The organism is Oceanobacillus profundus (assembly GCF_003515705.1).
Classification (GTDB): Bacteria; Bacillota; Bacilli; order Bacillales; family Amphibacillaceae; genus Oceanobacillus; species Oceanobacillus profundus.
In genome coordinates, this window is the sequence record NZ_QWEH01000013.1 from 23,119 (window position 1) to 40,536 (window position 17,418).

At 36.4% G+C, this 17,418-nt stretch carries 15 protein-coding genes and 1 riboswitch; of the genes, 9 read left to right on the plus strand and 6 right to left on the minus strand.

Going from position 1 to position 17,418, the window contains the following annotated elements; genetic code table 11:
- The first annotated feature begins 5 nt into the window (after positions 1-5).
- The 4 genes from D1B32_RS16515 (at position 6) to D1B32_RS16530 (ending at position 2,625) form a co-directional block, all read left to right on the plus strand.
- The gene (locus D1B32_RS16515) at positions 6-227 is read left to right on the plus strand and encodes a hypothetical protein (protein ID WP_057983495.1); all 222 of its coding nucleotides are present in this window, start codon (positions 6-8) and stop codon (positions 225-227) included.
- 103 nt (positions 228-330) lie between these two features.
- Positions 331-1,482, plus strand: coding sequence for an acyltransferase family protein (locus D1B32_RS16520; RefSeq protein WP_088053196.1), 1,152 nt, complete (start codon positions 331-333; stop codon positions 1,480-1,482).
- Between the two features lie 467 nt (positions 1,483-1,949).
- On the plus strand, positions 1,950-2,387 hold the full coding sequence (locus D1B32_RS16525) for an RNA polymerase sigma factor (RefSeq protein ID WP_088053195.1): 438 nt from the start codon (positions 1,950-1,952) through the stop codon (positions 2,385-2,387).
- Positions 2,371-2,625, plus strand: coding sequence for a helix-turn-helix domain-containing protein (locus D1B32_RS16530; protein WP_017795849.1), 255 nt, complete (start codon positions 2,371-2,373; stop codon positions 2,623-2,625). The genes D1B32_RS16525 and D1B32_RS16530 overlap by 17 nt, the downstream gene beginning before the upstream one ends.
- A gap of 712 nt (positions 2,626-3,337) precedes the next feature.
- Here D1B32_RS16530 and D1B32_RS16540 read toward each other — a convergent pair.
- Both D1B32_RS16540 and D1B32_RS16545 read right to left on the minus strand, forming a co-directional pair.
- Positions 3,338-5,263, minus strand: coding sequence for an ABC transporter permease (locus tag D1B32_RS16540; protein WP_095312439.1), 1,926 nt, complete (start codon positions 5,261-5,263; stop codon positions 3,338-3,340).
- On the minus strand, positions 5,250-6,017 hold the full coding sequence (locus D1B32_RS16545; RefSeq protein WP_095312436.1) for an ABC transporter ATP-binding protein: 768 nt from the start codon (positions 6,015-6,017) through the stop codon (positions 5,250-5,252). The genes D1B32_RS16540 and D1B32_RS16545 overlap by 14 nt, the downstream gene beginning before the upstream one ends.
- A gap of 206 nt (positions 6,018-6,223) precedes the next feature.
- Between D1B32_RS16545 and D1B32_RS16550 the strand changes: the two genes are divergently transcribed.
- The 5 genes from D1B32_RS16550 to D1B32_RS16570 all read left to right on the plus strand — a co-directional run bounded on the left by D1B32_RS16550 (position 6,224) and on the right by D1B32_RS16570 (position 10,593).
- Positions 6,224-6,895: a response regulator transcription factor gene (locus D1B32_RS16550; protein ID WP_095239542.1), complete on the plus strand. Its 672-nt coding sequence runs from the start codon at positions 6,224-6,226 to the stop codon at positions 6,893-6,895.
- The gene (locus D1B32_RS16555) at positions 6,892-7,917 is read left to right on the plus strand and encodes a sensor histidine kinase (RefSeq protein WP_095312434.1); all 1,026 of its coding nucleotides are present in this window, start codon (positions 6,892-6,894) and stop codon (positions 7,915-7,917) included. Before D1B32_RS16550 ends, D1B32_RS16555 begins: the two co-directional genes overlap by 4 nt.
- Before the next feature lie 468 nt (positions 7,918-8,385).
- Positions 8,386-8,568, plus strand: coding sequence for a helix-turn-helix domain-containing protein (locus tag D1B32_RS16560; protein ID WP_107589062.1), 183 nt, complete (start codon positions 8,386-8,388; stop codon positions 8,566-8,568).
- 589 nt (positions 8,569-9,157) lie between these two features.
- Positions 9,158-9,343, plus strand: coding sequence for a DUF3173 domain-containing protein (locus tag D1B32_RS16565; protein ID WP_018709270.1), 186 nt, complete (start codon positions 9,158-9,160; stop codon positions 9,341-9,343).
- A gap of 38 nt (positions 9,344-9,381) precedes the next feature.
- Complete coding sequence (locus tag D1B32_RS16570; RefSeq protein WP_088053189.1) at positions 9,382-10,593, plus strand: tyrosine-type recombinase/integrase; 1,212 nt, start codon at positions 9,382-9,384, stop codon at positions 10,591-10,593.
- A gap of 56 nt (positions 10,594-10,649) precedes the next feature.
- Here D1B32_RS16570 and guaA read toward each other — a convergent pair whose 3' ends face one another.
- The 4 genes from guaA to D1B32_RS16590 all read right to left on the minus strand — a co-directional run bounded on the left by guaA (position 10,650) and on the right by D1B32_RS16590 (position 17,173).
- The gene (gene guaA, locus D1B32_RS16575; RefSeq protein ID WP_118889936.1) at positions 10,650-12,185 is read right to left on the minus strand and encodes a glutamine-hydrolyzing GMP synthase; all 1,536 of its coding nucleotides are present in this window, start codon (positions 12,183-12,185) and stop codon (positions 10,650-10,652) included.
- Between the two features lie 229 nt (positions 12,186-12,414).
- Positions 12,415-12,516, minus strand: a riboswitch (purine riboswitch).
- 225 nt (positions 12,517-12,741) lie between these two features.
- A complete protein-coding gene (locus D1B32_RS16580) occupies positions 12,742-14,946 on the minus strand; it encodes a transglutaminase TgpA family protein (RefSeq protein ID WP_095312428.1) in 2,205 nt (734 codons plus the stop codon).
- Complete coding sequence (locus D1B32_RS16585; protein ID WP_095312425.1) at positions 14,943-16,211, minus strand: DUF58 domain-containing protein; 1,269 nt, start codon at positions 16,209-16,211, stop codon at positions 14,943-14,945. Before D1B32_RS16585 ends, D1B32_RS16580 begins: the two co-directional genes overlap by 4 nt.
- A complete protein-coding gene (locus D1B32_RS16590; RefSeq protein WP_095312422.1) occupies positions 16,211-17,173 on the minus strand; it encodes an AAA family ATPase in 963 nt (320 codons plus the stop codon). The genes D1B32_RS16585 and D1B32_RS16590 overlap by 1 nt, the downstream gene beginning before the upstream one ends.
- Positions 17,174-17,418: the final 245 nt, after the last annotated feature.

Genomic DNA, 17,418 nt, shown 5'->3' on the forward strand with positions numbered 1-17,418 from the left:
TCATCATGAAAGAAATTATCAGTGGACTTGGTCTACTTTTCGTTATACAGGGAGTAGGCGGATTAATCAATCATTTGACTAATGGTGGAAAAAGTTGGTTTTTGGTAAATTATATTAATGCGTTTCAGGGATTTGAAATTGTTATGGACATTATTTTTATTGTAGTTGGTGGGGTCATAAGTTTAGCCTCTTGGAAAATAGGCGGAACAACTAAAGGAGAAAATTAAAATATAGAGTAAATAGGACGGTTTATACATAGCCGTCCAGTTTGGCGGATGCTCCGTTGAAATAAATTTTTAAATGTTTATAGAGAGGAACGTAAGAATTATTATGAATTTAAGACATATAGGGAGCTTGTCTCCCCAAAAGGAAGAACGATTATATTTTATTGATAACCTAAGAGGAGCTCTTACAGTGTTGGTTGTGCTTCATCATTTGGTGTATTTTTCCATTTATAACGAGGTATTAACACAAGGTTCTATTGGGGTTGTAATGGGTCTTCTATTCCTTGCTTTTAACCAGACTTTCTTTATGGGGACATTTTTTCTTATTTCTGGTTACTTTGTCCCTTTATCTATTGAACGAAATGGGACAACTCGGTTTATCAAAGATAGATCTATCCGATTCCTAATCCCATTTATCTTCTATATTTTCATTCTTAGCCAAGTTCAAGCAATTGAAGCCTATATACTTAACGAAGAGCCATTTACATGGCAAACCTATTTTTCACATTTAACTTACGGGCCGATGTGGTATGTCGAACTACTTTTCGTATTCGTTTGTTTATACGCAGTCTGGGCGAAGTTTATGAGTAAAAATAAGCTATCAGTAGTTCGGCAGAGTACACCACCCACCTACAGGATGTTTACAGTCTTTGTAATGATATTAGCAGCAGGATACTTCACCATAAGACTGTGGGTTCCTGCTCTTGATTTACCCGGTGGATCTCCCAAGGTTCAATCATTTGTTGGACTTTTTACAGCAAGTGGCTATGATCTCCCGCAATATGTCGGGCTATTCATTTTGGGTATCATCGCTTACCAACGTAATTGGTTTCGAAATACTCCTGATTCTATGGGGAGGGCGGGTTTTGGAATTGCAATTGGAGCATCGATTCTTCTTCTTCCCTTAGTCTTGTTATTTGGGGTAGACGGATTACAGTTTTCTGGTGGCTGGAACTGGACATCTTTGGTTTATTCTCTGTGGGAAGCTCTATTTTCTGTTGGCGTCATTCTCGGATTAATCATATTCTTTCGGAAAAGAGTTTTTCATCAAGGAAAAGGTTGGAGCTTCTTGTCAGCCCATTCTTTCGTGATTTACATCATTCATATACCGATTATCGCTATTGTTATTGCTGGATTGAAGGTCATCCACTTTCCACCATCCTTCATGTTTCTAGCTATGATTCTGATCACGATACCACTTTGCTTCTTGTTAAGTTATATAATTAAGCAGATTCCCTTTGCGTCAAAGATTCTTTAGGATGGTGAATATTAAAGAAGAAAAGAGGATACGACGATAACCATATCTGCCCTTATGCTTCTCAAAAATAGAACTAATGAGCCTTTTTCACTTTGAATTTTTATCTGAGTGCTCAAAAGTATTAATTTTATAATAATAAGTGTTACGTGGAATACCGGAAATTTTGAGTAATGTCTTCACAGGATAATCGCGCTTTTGCTCTTATACTACTTTTACTTTTTTGTTTTGTCGTAATTTGTTTTCTTCTTGAACTAAGGCTTTCAACTTTTTGAAATAGAATTTTCCATTTAATAATATGTATAAATTTTTACTCCCACCTGGCTTATGTTCAGTTGGGCTTTTTTGTATTTAATGAATATTTTTTAAAATATTGCTCTTATTTTTGGCATTTCATAAAAAATCTTGTTGAAGGTTATGAAAGGGGAAATCATCACCCACCTTTGCAGTTGCGAAGGGAGAGGAAATGCATGATAGAACCAGATCGTACCGAGTGGCAAGTTCGCTGTGCATTTAATGCTTTTTGTAAACGTGTATTGAAGAATGAAGCAATCAATATTTTCAACGAAAGACAACAACGACAAGCAAAGGAGATGACATTTTCTGATCTCACACCACAAGTAGAAAATCAACTCTATACCTTAGATCAGCAATATGAAGGAGAAGAAGGACAAAGTTTTCAAGTGGCTGGAAAGAAAATCACTCCGAAATTACTCGCTGAAGCGTTGCGTACTTTGCCAATAGAAAAGCGTAAGACAGTCCTACTATACTATTTTTTTGATAAATCAGATGTAGAAATAGCCGAACTACTAGAGATTCCTCGTAGTACGGTTCAGTATAGACGGACAAGCTCTTTTAAAAGATTAAAGCGATTTTTGGAGGAACATGCAGATGACTGGGATGATTGATGCTAACACAAAAGACAACGAATGTGGCTTATTACCGTATCCAATTATTTTAGCTGCAAATAAGGGTGATCCAGAAGCGATGAATTACGTTATTTTGCATTACGGAAGCTATATGGCAAGTTTGTCTATGCGTAAACTTTATGATGAGCGTGGTAATACGTATTGGGGCATTGATGTAGACACACATGATCGTTTACGTTCGAAGCTTATGCAGGGCATTTTAGCTTTCAAGATTTGATTACATGGTTAAGTTTTCCCTTTCACATATATTGTTCTTTTACAAAGAAAGCACGGAAGATAACCCCGTGCAGTATAGACCAAAAATCAGATACGTTCTACTGATGATGAGCCACTTGATTCATACGCCATGACTTTCGATAGAAACGAGCGATTATCTATGAGTCTAATGCAATCGTGGTGGATTGCTGGCGATAACCCATCAGCTAGGATAATGATACTCCTCTACCGTCATGGTTCGAGCGTTCAAAGCGTCGCAGGCTATGAGTAGTGCTGGAAGAAATACTTGCAGGGGTGAAATTCCCGTGGAGCTGTACCAACAGCCGTCTGATTTTAATTGATTAATTAAAAGGGGGGGCTTTTTGAAACAGAACTTGATTACTTATGGTATGCAAATTACTATATTAAAACAACTGCTAACCCGTACATAATTACCGAGTAAGAATATTACATGGTTAAAAATAAATTAATGAAAGAATATGGCATCATTTCTGATATTACAGGCTGAATTGTGTTTCTATTGGCGATACATTTTGTATGGGAGTTATCATATTTCCAATCATTCGATTTTTTGTTGTTAGAAGATTTAAGGATGTTCAATTTGAACTTCAATAATATAATCGGTCTAGATTCCAGAGTAATGAGGATTTTTTTAACAAAGGAATACATGACAAAACACCTCTCGAACCGAACATTCGAGAGATGTTTCGCTCTTATTTGTTTACAATGCGATTGTACGTATTAACAGTTAATACGTAATAGACTGCATAGATGATAACAAAGAAGACTATAGCCATTAGAATAGGGAAGATAAGATTGATTCCAATTAGATTAGAAATAAAGTTGCTAGTAAAGTACAATGTCACACAACTGTGCAATATTCCTACGGTTAGTGGCAATCCGAACACAAATAATGACTGTCTTTTGATTGATTTACGTATATCCTTTTTATTGACACCGATTTTTCTAAGGATTTCATATTGTCCTTTCGCCTCATTCGCTTCTGTTAACTGTTTGAAATAAATGATACTTCCACTTGCCGCTAAAAATACAAGTCCCAAAAAACCAAAAATAAAGAGAGTAATTGCGTTTCCTTCTTTACCTTGCTTATACTCCGTATAAAATGATGAAGAAACTTGAAAATCGTTTCCAACCAGTTTATTTACTTTCCTTGAAGTGGCTTGTGCCGTTACTTCATTTTCCACTTCATACACTTTATAAGTTAATGGTGCCTCTTTTTTGGCTATCTTGGCAAACATTTCGTTACTGACTACGAGAAAGAAATCGGGATAATCGAAAGGTAGCACATTACTTTCAACCATATGGACAAATGGCAGTTCGCTGCTTCCTTGAGGCAATTGAATCGTTATATTTTCTCCTTTAAAAACCGACTTCGTATATTCAGTAAACCTTGGCTGGATTACTGCTGCTTGATTTCCTGATAGTGAGACTGTTTCATCCTTATTTAAAGCATTAGCTACTTTATTAAATGTACTTTCTGAGATTAATTTCACAGGATTTATGTCATAATCCAGTTGAAATGAGAGTATTCCTTTTACCTGAATGACGGGTATGTCTAGTTTGGCTTTTATTGGATGTCGATGATCTGCTTTTATTATGCTCTCCACCTGCGAATCAAATTCTGGACCTTTTGACAAATGCGAATAGCTGAACGGAACAACTTCCTTAGCTCTTTTTTCGTTGCTGTAATACCCACTGTAAGTTGCACCTAAGAAACAGATCGTAGCAGCACTCAACAATGCAATGACTGTAAAGGTACGTGCATTCCCTCTAATACGAAACAGTAAACGAGATGTTTCAATTATTCTAGTTCCTCTGTAATAACGCGACTTATTTTTTTGTGATAATCTTAATAAATAGACCGTTACAGATCGAAAAAATAAATGGGTGCCAATGACGAGAGCAACAAAAGCAATCCCATAATTTTTTATTAAATATTCCGTAGTAAATTCGTCAGGAAATGGTTTTAATATCAGCCAGTAACTAACGACAAGCAATATAACTCCGATAACAGCCGAAATAAGTGAAACCTTTGGAATTTGTTCTCCTTTTTTCTCATCATAGAATAATTCGATTAATGTAAAACGATAAATCAAACGGTAACCTTGAACGGAAGTGAATAAAATAATGACCATAAAGACTATGACTGTTTGGGTAATCGCTAAAATGGAAATACCGACGTCCACCTCGGCAATTGAACCCATAAGTTTTATTAAAATCATTGCAAATAATTTGGAAAGTAAGGTTCCAAGAATAATTCCAATAACTATTGCAATGATTCCCATAATCAAATTTTCATAAAACAACATTTTTGCAATGGTTTTCTTGCGTAAACCAAGTATGGCGTACAATCCGACTTCTTTCTTCCTTTTTCTTGTGAAGAATGAATTGGAGTACAAAATAAAGATTGCTACGAATAAAATTAAGATAATTGATGATACCCCAAACATGAAACTCATTGTATCCGACAATTCAATGCTTTCCTGAATTTTTTCGCTATATTGCAAGGAAGTGAACGTATAATAAATAACCATGCTGAAGACGAGTGTAACAAAATAGACAAAATAATTATTGAAATTACCTTTAATATTTTTCCTTGCTAAACTAAATAACGTCATTTGCTCCACCCCCCAGTGCGGATAGAACATCCAACACCTTGTTGAAAAATTCTTTGCGGGATCTTTTCCCTTTTACAAGTTCTGTGAAGATTTTACCGTCTTTAATAAATAGGACGCGATTACAATAACTTGCCGCATAAGCATCATGGGTAACCATTAAAATTGTTGCCTTGTCTTGTTCATTAAGATCCTTTAAACTTTCTAATAAGTCTGTTGCTGATTTCGAATCCAACGCACCTGTTGGTTCATCTGCCAATATTATGTTTGGCTTTGAAATAATCGCGCGTGATGCTGCCGTACGTTGCTTTTGTCCCCCAGAAATTTGGTACGGGTACTTATTTAAAATGTCGCGAATGCCAAACTTATCTGCCACTTCATCTGCTCTTCGTTCCAATTCCTCAACGTTCAATTTTGCCAAGGCTAACGGCAAGATAATATTTTCTTTCACAGTTAGAGTATCTAATAAATTATAGTCTTGGAAAAGGAAACCAAGTTTGTCACGGCGAAAGGCAGATAATTGCTCTTCATTCATCTTTGTCAAATTGATTCCATCAACCACGATGTCACCAGCAGTCGGCTCGTCAATTGTTGCCAATATATTTAGTAAAGTTGATTTACCAGAACCCGAGGGACCCATAATACCGACGAATTCACCTTCCATGACGGTTAAGTCTATATCCTCCAAAGCTGAAAATACATTTCCCTTTGCACCATAGACTTTTTTTATTTGTTTTGCTTCGACTACAATATTCATATATAAATCCTCCATTCAGAGCTGTTTTTTCTACAATTTAATTGTACAATAGGAAACCTTAATATAAACTTACAGCTTGATCTCGTAACCTTACATTTTCGTCACATTGATAAAAAGTATCTTTAAACACGATGTTTTCTTTGTATATTGGTCGATATTCAATTAATATGATGTTACAGAAGGATGATTGTTTGGAGGGAAGAGGAATGAAAATCATGATTGTGGAAGATGATTTGACCATTCGTGATATGGTAGGGGAAACATTAGAAAAGTGGGGTTTTGAAACCGTTAAGATTGAAGACTTTGACCAAATCATGCAGGTATTTCTTAATCATGATCCTCACCTAGTCATCATGGATATCAATTTGCCATCGTTTGACGGATTTTACTGGTGTAATAAAATCAGAGAAATTTCAAAGGTCCCTATGATCTTTCTCTCTTCCCGTGATACACCAATGGATATAGTGATGTCGATGAACATGGGAGGAGATGATTATATTCAAAAACCTTTCCATATGGATGTATTGATTGCAAAAATTAATGCACTCCTTCGCAGAACGTATTCCTATATGGAAACACAGTCTCAGACAATGGAACATGATGGAATTATATTAAATCTTGAAAACGGAGAGGTCTTACATGGAGATCGAAAATCGGAACTCACGAAAACAGAATTTCTTATTTTAAAAATTCTTATGAAAAATAAAGGAATCATCGTCAGTCGTACGAAAATGATGCGTAGCCTTTGGAAGAATGAAAATTTCGTGGACGAAAATACATTGACGGTTAATATTGCTCGCCTGCGTAAAAAACTTGTTGAACTTGGAAAAGAACACTTTATTACAACTAAGAAAGGACAAGGTTATATAATTCAATGAATTTCTTTCATTACTTAAAAGATAAACGGAATTTCTTTATATTAAACATGATCATTATGTTCTTTGTTTCTTTGATGATGATTGTGAGCACAGATTCCAGAAACGCTGTAAGTAATATCGTATATACCAATATGGTTATCTTTTTTATTGTAGCTATATACGTAATCATCGAATACTATTACAATAGAGAATTTTATCGGGAATTAAATGATTTGGTTGAAAGTAATCATGAAGAATTTCTCGCAACTCTGCCTAAACCGCGAAACGATGAACAACTGTTATATCTTGAGTTATTAAAAAAAGTAAATAGTGTGCATGGCGATCAATTACAAAAGTTGTATAACGAAAAAATGGATCATCAAGACTTTATTACATCTTGGATTCATGAAGTCAAGGTTCCGATTGCGGCAGGTCGCTTGCTTATGGAAAACAGTAATGGAAGAACTGTTGAATACCTTGTGGACAAGTTTGAAGATGAGTTGGATAGAATAGAAAATTACGTAGAGCAGGCTCTTTATTATTCTCGCATCGATTCTTTTTCCAAAGATTATTTTATTTCCGAGGTAGTGTTGGATCAAGTCGCTAAAAACAGTGTAAAGAAATATGCTAAATCTTTTATTAACAAGCAAATTCGTTTTCATATGGACAATATTGAACAGGTTGTCCATACCGACAGTAAATGGCTTGGTTTTATTATCGATCAAGTTTTTTCAAATTCTTTAAAATATACAGGTGAAGGCGGTGAAATCTCCGTACAATTTGAGGAAGATCGAAAAGAAAAGCGGCTACAGATTCAAGATACAGGCATTGGAATTAAGCCAGAGGATATCAGCCGCGTATTTGAAAAAGGATTTACAGGATTTATTGGGAGAAGTCATGCCAAATCTACCGGTTTAGGTCTCTACCTTGCAAAAGAAATGGCTCTTAAATTAGGCCATGACCTTTCCATTCATTCAGAAGATGGGAAATATACGAAGGTCATCATCCACTTTCCAAAAATCAGAAATTATTATCATCTATAAGTATAATGGTGGGGTTAAAGAAATTGGTTAATCGGAAAATAGTATCAAATTAAAGGTGTTCAAGTAGAATAATGTTTATCGTAAGGCTTAAGAAATATTAAATAATATAGCCAATAGTAAGTGCATTAATTGAAAATAGCTATAACCAGGTTTTTATTATATTTTGATCGATTTTTTCAAAAATTGTTCTATTAATACCACGATTTAAAAAACTTTATTTTGTATTATTCATTATTATGTTCGATCAGTTTTTATGTGAATTGTAATAAAATAGAGTTTGACATTTAAAGTATTTCTTGTTTTGGTCCTTAATATTAAATATTAAAAATGATTCTACCTAACTGTTAATATTCAGTTGGGTTATTGTTTTTTAAAAACTTTTTCTCTGATTTTTGGCATTTTACAAAAAAACTTGTTGAAGGTAATGAAAGGGGAAATCATCAAGACGTTTTTTGGAGGAGCATGCAGATGAATGGGATGATTAATACTAATACGGAAATCAATGAGCGTGGCTTTTTGCCGTATCCAATCATTTTAGCTGCAAATAAGGGTGAGCTAGAAGCAATGAAAGTAGTTGTTCTACATTATAGAAGCTATATGACAAGTTTATCCATGCGTAAGCTCCGTGATGAACAAGGTAACACTTATTGAGGCATCGATGAAGATACACGCGAACGCTTACGAGCGAAGCTTATGCAATCTGTTTTAACTTTCAAAATTTGAATACAGAATGGTTAGGTTTTCCCTTTCATTCATCATATATTTGTTCTTTGACAAAGAAAGCACGGAAGATTACGCCGTGCAGTATAAGCAAAAAATCAGATACGTTCTACTGATGATGAGCCAATTGATTCATACGCCATGACTTTCGTTAGAAACGAGCGATAATCTATGAATCTAATGTAATCGTGGTGGATTGCTGGCGATAACCCATCAGTTAGGATAATGATACTCCCCTATCGTCATGGTTCGAGCGTTTGAACCGTCGCAAGCTATGAGTAGGGCTGGAAGAAATACTTGCAGGGGTGAAATTCCCGTGGAGCTGCACCAGCAGCCGTCTGATTTTTTATATTCAATTTAGCAAGATAGGTTAAAGTAACTATCAAGTTATGACATTAAATCCTTTTTATTTTAGTGCAAGAGCCAAATTCACGCAACATATTAGAATTAGTTTTATAGAAGCGATATAATAATAGACAGATATCAAATAGCATATCCTAGTCTATGGAAAGGAGTTCATATGGTTACCGTCACTAAAAAAGACTTGATAGCGCTAGGTTATGGTCCCTCTTTTTCAGCTGATATTATTAGAGAGTGTAAAAAATTAATGATATCAAAAGGGCACACGTATTATCAATCTAAAAAGTTAGATCGTGTTCCTAAAGAAGCTGTAGAGGAAGTATTAGGGATAACTTTAGATGTGTGATTTGTACTTCTTGCACTAATTGCGTAAGGAGTGAAATCATGACTAAAGATATCGTCAAAAAAGCAAAGAACGGAACTTATTATTTTAGGGCAAATTTAGGATATCACCCCATCACTGGCAAGCAAATTCAGAAGTACCGCAGTGGTTTTAAAACTAAAAAAGAAGCAAGGGAAGAATATTCAAGGTTACTACTTACAAAACCAGATGCACTAGAAGAAAAGCAAGATGACGTTTTATTCCAACATTTTATTGAAGATATTTTCTTACCTTGGTATAAAACACAAGTAAAAAGAAGAACGTACGATAATCGATTACCGACTGTAAGAAAACATTTCACTTTTTTTAATAACTTAATCACAACGGAAATTACCCCGATCCATGTTCAAAAATGGCAATTAGCATTATCTAAAAAGAAGTATCGTTCTTCTTATATTAGAAATGTTCAAGGGTTGTTTTCTATGGCAATGGATCGAGCTGTTGTTTTAGGACTAGCTGAAAATAATCCATCGAAAATTGTAGGTAATGTGAAGAAAACAAAGACCAAAATAGACTTTTGGACAAAAGAAGAATTTGAAAAGGTCATCTCTCTTTTCTATAAAGAAGATTATTATCAACATTTTTTATTTATTTCATTGTGGTTTTTATTTATGACAGGCATGCGAATTGGAGAAGCCACTGCGATTCAATGGGAAGATATTGACTTTGACAAAGGTCTGTTATCTATCGATAAAACACTTTACTATAAGAATTTGGATAACTATTCTTTTGTAGAACCAAAAACAAAGGCTAGTGTTCGTCATATTGCATTAGATGGAGATACACTAACGTTACTCAGCGAATGGAAGGACGTGCAGCAATCTGTCGTTCAAACCAATTTTGTAATGAGCTATAATGGTATCCCCACACAAAAGCATACGTTAGCGAATGCCATTACACGTTTTTCAAAAAAAGCTGGGGTTCATCGAATTAGATTACATGCTTTAAGACATTCTCACGCTTCTTTGCTTATTAGTATGGGCGAAAACCCATTAATCATTAAAGACCGCCTAGGACATGAAGATATTGAAACGACACTTGGCACCTACGGACATTTGTATCCTAACAGTAACTTTGAAGTAGCCCATAAATTAGAAGGTATTATGTCTTACCAAACAGCAACAGAAAATGAAGATACTTCACCCAAGAATCAATTCACTGCTCGTTACCTGCGTAAAGGTTTAAAAACAAATAATGCAATAACAATGCAATGAAAATAGAGTAAAGAGCCGAAACCCTTATAAACAAAGGGGTTTCAGCTCTCCGACAACTACTCCCACTCAATCGTAGCGGGCGGCTTGCTCGTTACATCATACACAACACGGTTAATATGCTGCACATCATTCACAATACGAGTTGAAATTTTTTCTAAAACATCCCATGGGATACGTGCCCAGTCAGATGTCATTCCATCAATGGATGTAACGGCACGAATACCGATTGTATGATCATATGTCCGGGCATCGCCCATCACTCCAACACTCTTAATATTCGGTAGTACGGTGAAATACTGCCAAATATCGCGGTCTAATCCTGCGTTTGCTATTTCTTCACGTAAAATCGCATCGGACTCACGCACGATTTCCAGCTTTTCTTCCGTTACTTCACCTAATACACGGATTGCTAAGCCTGGACCTGGGAATGGTTGACGCCATACGATATGATCAGGAATACCAAGCTGTGTACCTAATTCACGTACTTCATCTTTGAATAATGTGTTTAGTGGTTCAATTAATTCAAATTGCATGTCCTCAGGCAGTCCGCCAACATTATGGTGTGACTTAATGGTTTGTGCTGTTTCGGTACCACTTTCAATCACGTCCGTATATAGAGTACCTTGTGCAAGGAAGTCCATATCCTTTAATTTTGCCGCTTCATCGTCGAATACATAGATGAATTCATTTCCGATGATTTTACGTTTTTTCTCTGGATCATCGACACCAGCTAATTTAGATAGGAAGCGATCTTTTGCATCTACTTTTATAATGTTCATATGGAAATCGTCAGCAAAGACTTTCATCACATCGTCTGCCTCATTTTTCCTTAGTAGACCGTGATCAACGAAAATACAAGTCAGTTGATCTCCAATTGCTTTATGAATTAACGCTGCAACTACAGATGAATCAACCCCACCACTTAATGCACATAGCACATTGCGGTCGCCAACCTTTTTCTGGATTGCCTCCACTTCCATGTCAATAAAGTTTTCGATTGTCCAATCACCCTTACATTTGCACACATCAAATACAAATTGATTTAACAAATCGTTTCCATACTCTGAATGACGAACCTCTGGATGGAACTGTACGCCGTATAATTTGTTTTCGGGATCACTCATTGCTGCAATTGGCGTTGATGGGCTTGTTGCATCAATTTGGAATGTAGGAGGAACCTCTGTTACCTTGTCTCCATGACTCATCCACACCGTTTGCTTTGTTGGTGTATCTTTGAAAAGAATTGGATCATGGTTAAGATCGATAAGTGCTTTTCCATACTCACGGTTTTTGGATTTCTCCACTTTTCCTTTATAATGCAGTGCCATAAGCTGCATGCCATAGCAAATTCCTAATACTGGAATGTCTAAGTCGAATATTGCTTCATCACAACGGAAGCTGTTTTCATCATAAACACTGTGTGGTCCACCAGATAAAATGATTCCCTTTGGGTTAATTGCTTTAATTTCTTCTGCTGTCAGCTTATGTGAATGTAGTTCACTATACACCCCGAACTCTCTGATTCGACGTGTAATCAGCTGATTGTATTGACTTCCAAAGTCAAGTACAAGTATCATTTCGTTGTTTTCCATTGATTCCGCTCCTATCTGCTGTAAGGTGTCTCCATTGAATAAGGTAACCATTAGGTTTTAAGTAAGTGGTTTAATAAAACCATGCTGAGTCGCGATAAACCCAGACATGCACACTGCAACACTTACATTTTTCCTGCTGAAAAAACCTGCATTTCTACTTTCCGCAAGCTATATAAATACTCATATAGCTACAAAAAGACAGAAATCCAGGTTCATGATATAAACTACATCATCTAGATTCTGCCTTCATAGTCAGAGCATTTACGGTGCCCCGGTAGAAACTTTTGACCCATATTGTCAAGGATATACGAACGCATTATATTTTAATTTTTAGAGGTTGTCCAAAATAGTCCGGTAAAAATGACACTTCGAATTTCTTCGTTGGCTTGCTTTTCCGTTCCTCACGTATCAACTGCATACGTTCCGGTACGGGAAGCTGCGCCGCCTCGAACTTCTTGGTCCTTTTTATCCTCCTATTGAACACACGCTTATAGAGGTTGTCCTTCTAAGCCCTCACTTTTGCATGTATTTATTCTACTAATCAACCCACACCAGGTCAACCCATTATGCGTTTAATTAAATTTTTCCATAATTGAGTTAGTTCATTTAGTTGTGATTCATTTAGCTCATTTTTATATAACAGCCGCTCATAGTAGCTAGTTAGCTGCCCCATCTCATCTGTAGAATAATGGATATCAATACGGTTTGCGAATTCACGCAATGTCTGATCAGGGTCTTTTGTATATCCATAATGCCGCAACAATTTAATTAAATGATGATAGGCTTCTTGGAAAGATTTAGCATCCTGCCCGTTTTTCATTTTCACCGCTAGTGCCTTTGTTTGCCAACGGAATCTTGTTTTATAGATACCGATTCCGATAATAACGATTAAAGCCACCAAAATTGCTGCGTACCACCACTTAAATGTAAAATTCGTTCCATCGGTTTGATCAGATTCTTGCTCAGCAGCTTCATCCGTTGGTACATCTGACTCCGGCTGTTCCGGGAGATCATTCCTCTCTGGAGCTTCTAATGCATCATCCTCTGTTTGCGGTAAGTCTGTATTACTAGCATTATCAATATCCACATGAAAATCAGATAAATTAGAGAACCCTTGTGTCGGCTCAAATGGCACCCAGCCCGTTTCCGGGAAGTACACTTCTACCCACGAATGGGCATTTCCATTCGTCACTTCATACAGTTCTGTTGCATTCTCTCCTCCAATTAGTTGGCCGCTAGTAAATCCCTTCACCCATCTTGCTGGAATATCGATAGCACGAAGCAGAACAACCATCGAAGTTGAGAAGTTATCACAATAGCCTATCCTGGAATCAAATAAAAATTGGTCCACATAATCTTGATCTCCCCTTGGAACAGGGACATCTGTTGTACGGTATTCAAAATCATTGCTTGCGAAATACCGTTCGACCGCTTTTACCTTTTCATACCTTGTTTCATGTGGATTGGTTATTTCCTCGGCTAAATCAACTACCCGTTCAGGTAATGTATCCGGCAATTGCGTATAGTGTTCTAACAGTTCATCTCTGTACGGCTCACTGCTTTCACGCAGCTCATTCAACTCAAAGGACGGATGGTCATACGTTAATTGATACGTTGTTAAATTAGTAACCTCTCCACTTCTTCTAGCCTCTATTGCATCTGATTGTTGGTCGAGAAAGACTGCCTCTTCCCCCTCTAACCCCTCTACTTGACTGATCCCATAAGGATAAACGAGCTTATTAATCGATTCATTTTCTTGAAATTCAACCAAAGCATCCCGTCTCTCTGTCTCAACATTCGAAGAAAATGTCTCTAAATCGATGGAACCATTTGGCTGTAATTCATACTCTGAGTCAGAAGAAGACACCCAACCTTTCCCTGTATATTCATCTTTTGTTTCAATTCGCCAATAATGTCTTTCTGGAGTACTGGCATAAAACACTGGTGTATCATCTTGAATAAATGATCCACCTAGTCTAGAGTCATCCTCTCCATAGCCCACTTTCTGCACCGGTCCGCTACCATTACTGCCAACGTTTTCAGCAGCGCTTTGAATAAATGGAACAGGATCCGGCCAAATTGGTTCTGCCTTCGGTGCGGCAAAACCAATCAGGCTGGAGATAAACACAACAACAACTAGCGGCATGAGCCATACTGGTGATTTCTTTACCCATGCAAAATGAATAGACTCTTGACTCAATTCTTTCATTAGGTTAGCTATACCAAGTGCAATAAATGAAACTATAAAAGTTCTTACAATTGACATAGCACCATCGTATACGGTAAATGTATCAAGAATCGTGATATAGATGAATGTCAGCAAGACAAACAGAAAAATCCGTTTCATCTGCACGAACCAATAATGCAATAAATAACTCATTAGCCAAATTAATAATAAGAATAGAAAGCTGCGGAACAACGGTGTTAAATAATACCATTGCTGTGAGAACAATGCCTGTATGTTGAAGACAAATTCGACTTGTACTTGCTCTATCCACATAGCACTAACAATTGGTACGTTAAAATAGAGACCATTTAGAATGAAAAGCAAGCCGAATCCTTTTAATAAAAAACCAATCCACCATTTCAGTTGCAATGCTGAAATAATAAAGCAAAACATCGTATAAATAATAAAAATAAAAATATTATTTGTATCCGATATATCTTTTAATGGATAGAGCCATTCAAGGAACAAAAAGAATCCACAAAAGTAAAGAATCGTGGCATATAAGATTGCTGCTTTATTTTGCTGTTTGTTCATCTTATATTCACCTCAATCGGATTATGAACCAATTGTTGTTCTGTCATGATTTGCACACCAATACCTGCATAGCGAAGCTGCAGAACAGCATGATTTTCCGCTTCTGAAATCAAATCAGTTGCTTGAATGAATATTACAGCAATACGCTTCGTTCGCTGCTTCACTTGTAGCATCGATTGTTTAAAAAAGTCATCGATCCTTGTTGTAATTACAATTGCCATTTGTCCCGCCTTAATTTGCTTCATTTCTTCCTTTACACTTATCGAAAACGACCGCTCTCCATTTGGCTGAATTCGTGCCAAAAAATGATTGATACGCGCTTGAGCCCCTGCATTTTGTTCAGATTGGAAATAGACCGCTTCTGCCCCAATCGAAAGCAATCCTGCTTGATTCCCCTGTTTCCGAAAAACATTCATTAAAGAAAGGCTAAGCTCTACAGAAGCTTCAAAAGCTAATGCATTCATACCTTCATAATGACAACTATCTAAAATCAGTAGAATATCCGTACTTTTTTCTTGTTCAAATTCCTTTGTCATCACATTATTTCGTCTAGCAGTTTGTTTCCAATCAATTCGAGAAAAACGATCACCTGGCACATATTCACGAACACCAATTGCGACGTTGGTATTCATTAATTGATGTGAGCTAGAAGAAACAGAGCCCTGTTCAAAATTTTGATATTGCTCTTGCATCGTGATAGGACGAATGGTCGGGTAAGCAATCAGTTCATTTGATACATGGAATAAATGCTCTCGTTTTACAAAACCAAATATATCACTAAGCTTCACACGAATTCCTTTTAGCTGATGCTCCCCTCGTGGAACTTGTTCAATTGTATAGGGTAAAGCTAAGCTTCGCTTAAATCCGGGGAAAACTACCTTTTTAATTTTTCGTTCTACAAATCGTTTCTCAGGGTGATCCATATGGCGATATTTTTCCGTACTACTGTCAGCTTTCATTAAGCTCACTGGAAAAACTTCCTCAACAATACAATAATAAATCGGAAATGGGATATTCCGCTTTATCCTTAGCATGACATCTATCTTGTCACCAGCTTGGATAATAGGTCGCGTTACCTCTCTCGTTACATTCCACTTCTTCATCGGATAAAATAAGAACACAAGAAGATAGAAGAAAATTGGAAGAAAACTAAAAAAGAGAAACCAGCTGACAAATCCCCCTTGAAACATTGCATAGGAGAATAATACGACAAAAAGTGTAGCAATTATTGCAGCATTGCCAAATACCCTGAACCGGCCTCTCATTAATGAAATTCCTTTCGAATCGGGATATGCGTGGTTTTTACAATAGCTGCAATCGTCTCCTCATTAGTAACCCCTTCATACCTCGCCTCTGAATTTAAAATAATCCGATGCGATAAAACAAATGGTGCAAGGTATTTTACATCATCAGGCAATACATAGTCTCTTCCATATATGTAAGCATAGGCCTTCGCTGCTTTCATTAAGGCAATTGACCCTCTTGGGCTTACTCCGAGATAGATAGCATCATTTTCTCTTGTACGTGTTACAAGATTAATAATGTACTGCTGTACATTGCGATCGATATAGACGTCCTTTACCTCTTCTTGAATTTCTACTAACTGATCTCTATCAATTACTGCCTCTATTGATTCAATTGGGTGATTACTAGAGGTTCGGTCTAGCATTTCAAGTTCTTCACTAAAGGTAGGGTAGCCCATTTTCAATTTCAGAATAAATCGGTCTAGCTGTGCTTCTGGTAATGGATAAGTGCCTTCATATTCAATTGGATTTTGAGTTGCCATAACAAAGAAAGGTTGCTTAAGAGGTTTCGTTATTCCATCAATGGTCACGTTTTGTTCTTCCATTGCTTCGAGAAGTGATGATTGTGTCTTTGGTGAAGTACGATTAATTTCATCTGCGAGAATAATATTCCCAAAGATTGGTCCATCGCGAAATTCAAATGCTAGTTCTTTCGGATTATAAATCGAAACGCCAGTTACATCTGATGGTAATAAATCCGGAGTAAACTGAATTCTTTTGAAATCACAGTCTAGTGACTTGGCAAGTGTACGAACAAGCATTGTTTTCCCAACACCAGGAACGTCCTCCAATAACACATGACCCTGTGCTAATAAAGCAACTAAACTTAGTGTTGCAACATCCTCTTTACCAATCATTACTTTATTTATATTATTGATTACACGTTCAATTCTATCATTATATATACTTGTCCCATGTATCAAGCTGTATTCCCTCCTTTAATAAAACTATTTAAATAATTCGTCTACTTCAACTATATCAAGAAAAGAAGTTGAAGTAAAAGTAGAAGTTAATCATCTTTATAAACCTCATCTATATAACTAACATTACCAGAAAATGATAATTATATACTAGACTTATGCAAAACATATCAAGCACCACTTCGCTTTAGAATTAAGTGGTGCTTTTGTAGGTGAATGGACTATTTTACACGATTAAATTTTTACCT

Excerpts from the sequence above, each read along its gene's own strand:
- D1B32_RS16515 (WP_057983495.1), top strand. The coding sequence starts at position 6 with ATGAAAGAAATTATCAGTGGACTTGGTCTACTTTTCGTTATACAGGGA.
- D1B32_RS16520 (WP_088053196.1), top strand. The coding sequence starts at position 331 with ATGAATTTAAGACATATAGGGAGCTTGTCTCCCCAAAAGGAAGAACGA.
- D1B32_RS16525 (WP_088053195.1), top strand. The coding sequence starts at position 1,950 with ATGATAGAACCAGATCGTACCGAGTGGCAAGTTCGCTGTGCATTTAAT.
- D1B32_RS16530 (WP_017795849.1), top strand. The coding sequence starts at position 2,371 with ATGACTGGGATGATTGATGCTAACACAAAAGACAACGAATGTGGCTTA.
- D1B32_RS16540 (WP_095312439.1), bottom strand. The coding sequence starts at position 5,263 with ATGACGTTATTTAGTTTAGCAAGGAAAAATATTAAAGGTAATTTCAAT.
- D1B32_RS16545 (WP_095312436.1), bottom strand. The coding sequence starts at position 6,017 with ATGAATATTGTAGTCGAAGCAAAACAAATAAAAAAAGTCTATGGTGCA.
- D1B32_RS16550 (WP_095239542.1), top strand. The coding sequence starts at position 6,224 with ATGAAAATCATGATTGTGGAAGATGATTTGACCATTCGTGATATGGTA.
- D1B32_RS16555 (WP_095312434.1), top strand. The coding sequence starts at position 6,892 with ATGAATTTCTTTCATTACTTAAAAGATAAACGGAATTTCTTTATATTA.
- D1B32_RS16560 (WP_107589062.1), top strand. The coding sequence starts at position 8,386 with ATGAATGGGATGATTAATACTAATACGGAAATCAATGAGCGTGGCTTT.
- D1B32_RS16565 (WP_018709270.1), top strand. The coding sequence starts at position 9,158 with ATGGTTACCGTCACTAAAAAAGACTTGATAGCGCTAGGTTATGGTCCC.
- D1B32_RS16570 (WP_088053189.1), top strand. The coding sequence starts at position 9,382 with ATGACTAAAGATATCGTCAAAAAAGCAAAGAACGGAACTTATTATTTT.
- guaA (WP_118889936.1), bottom strand. The coding sequence starts at position 12,185 with ATGGAAAACAACGAAATGATACTTGTACTTGACTTTGGAAGTCAATAC.
- D1B32_RS16580 (WP_095312428.1), bottom strand. The coding sequence starts at position 14,946 with ATGAACAAACAGCAAAATAAAGCAGCAATCTTATATGCCACGATTCTT.
- D1B32_RS16585 (WP_095312425.1), bottom strand. The coding sequence starts at position 16,211 with ATGAGAGGCCGGTTCAGGGTATTTGGCAATGCTGCAATAATTGCTACA.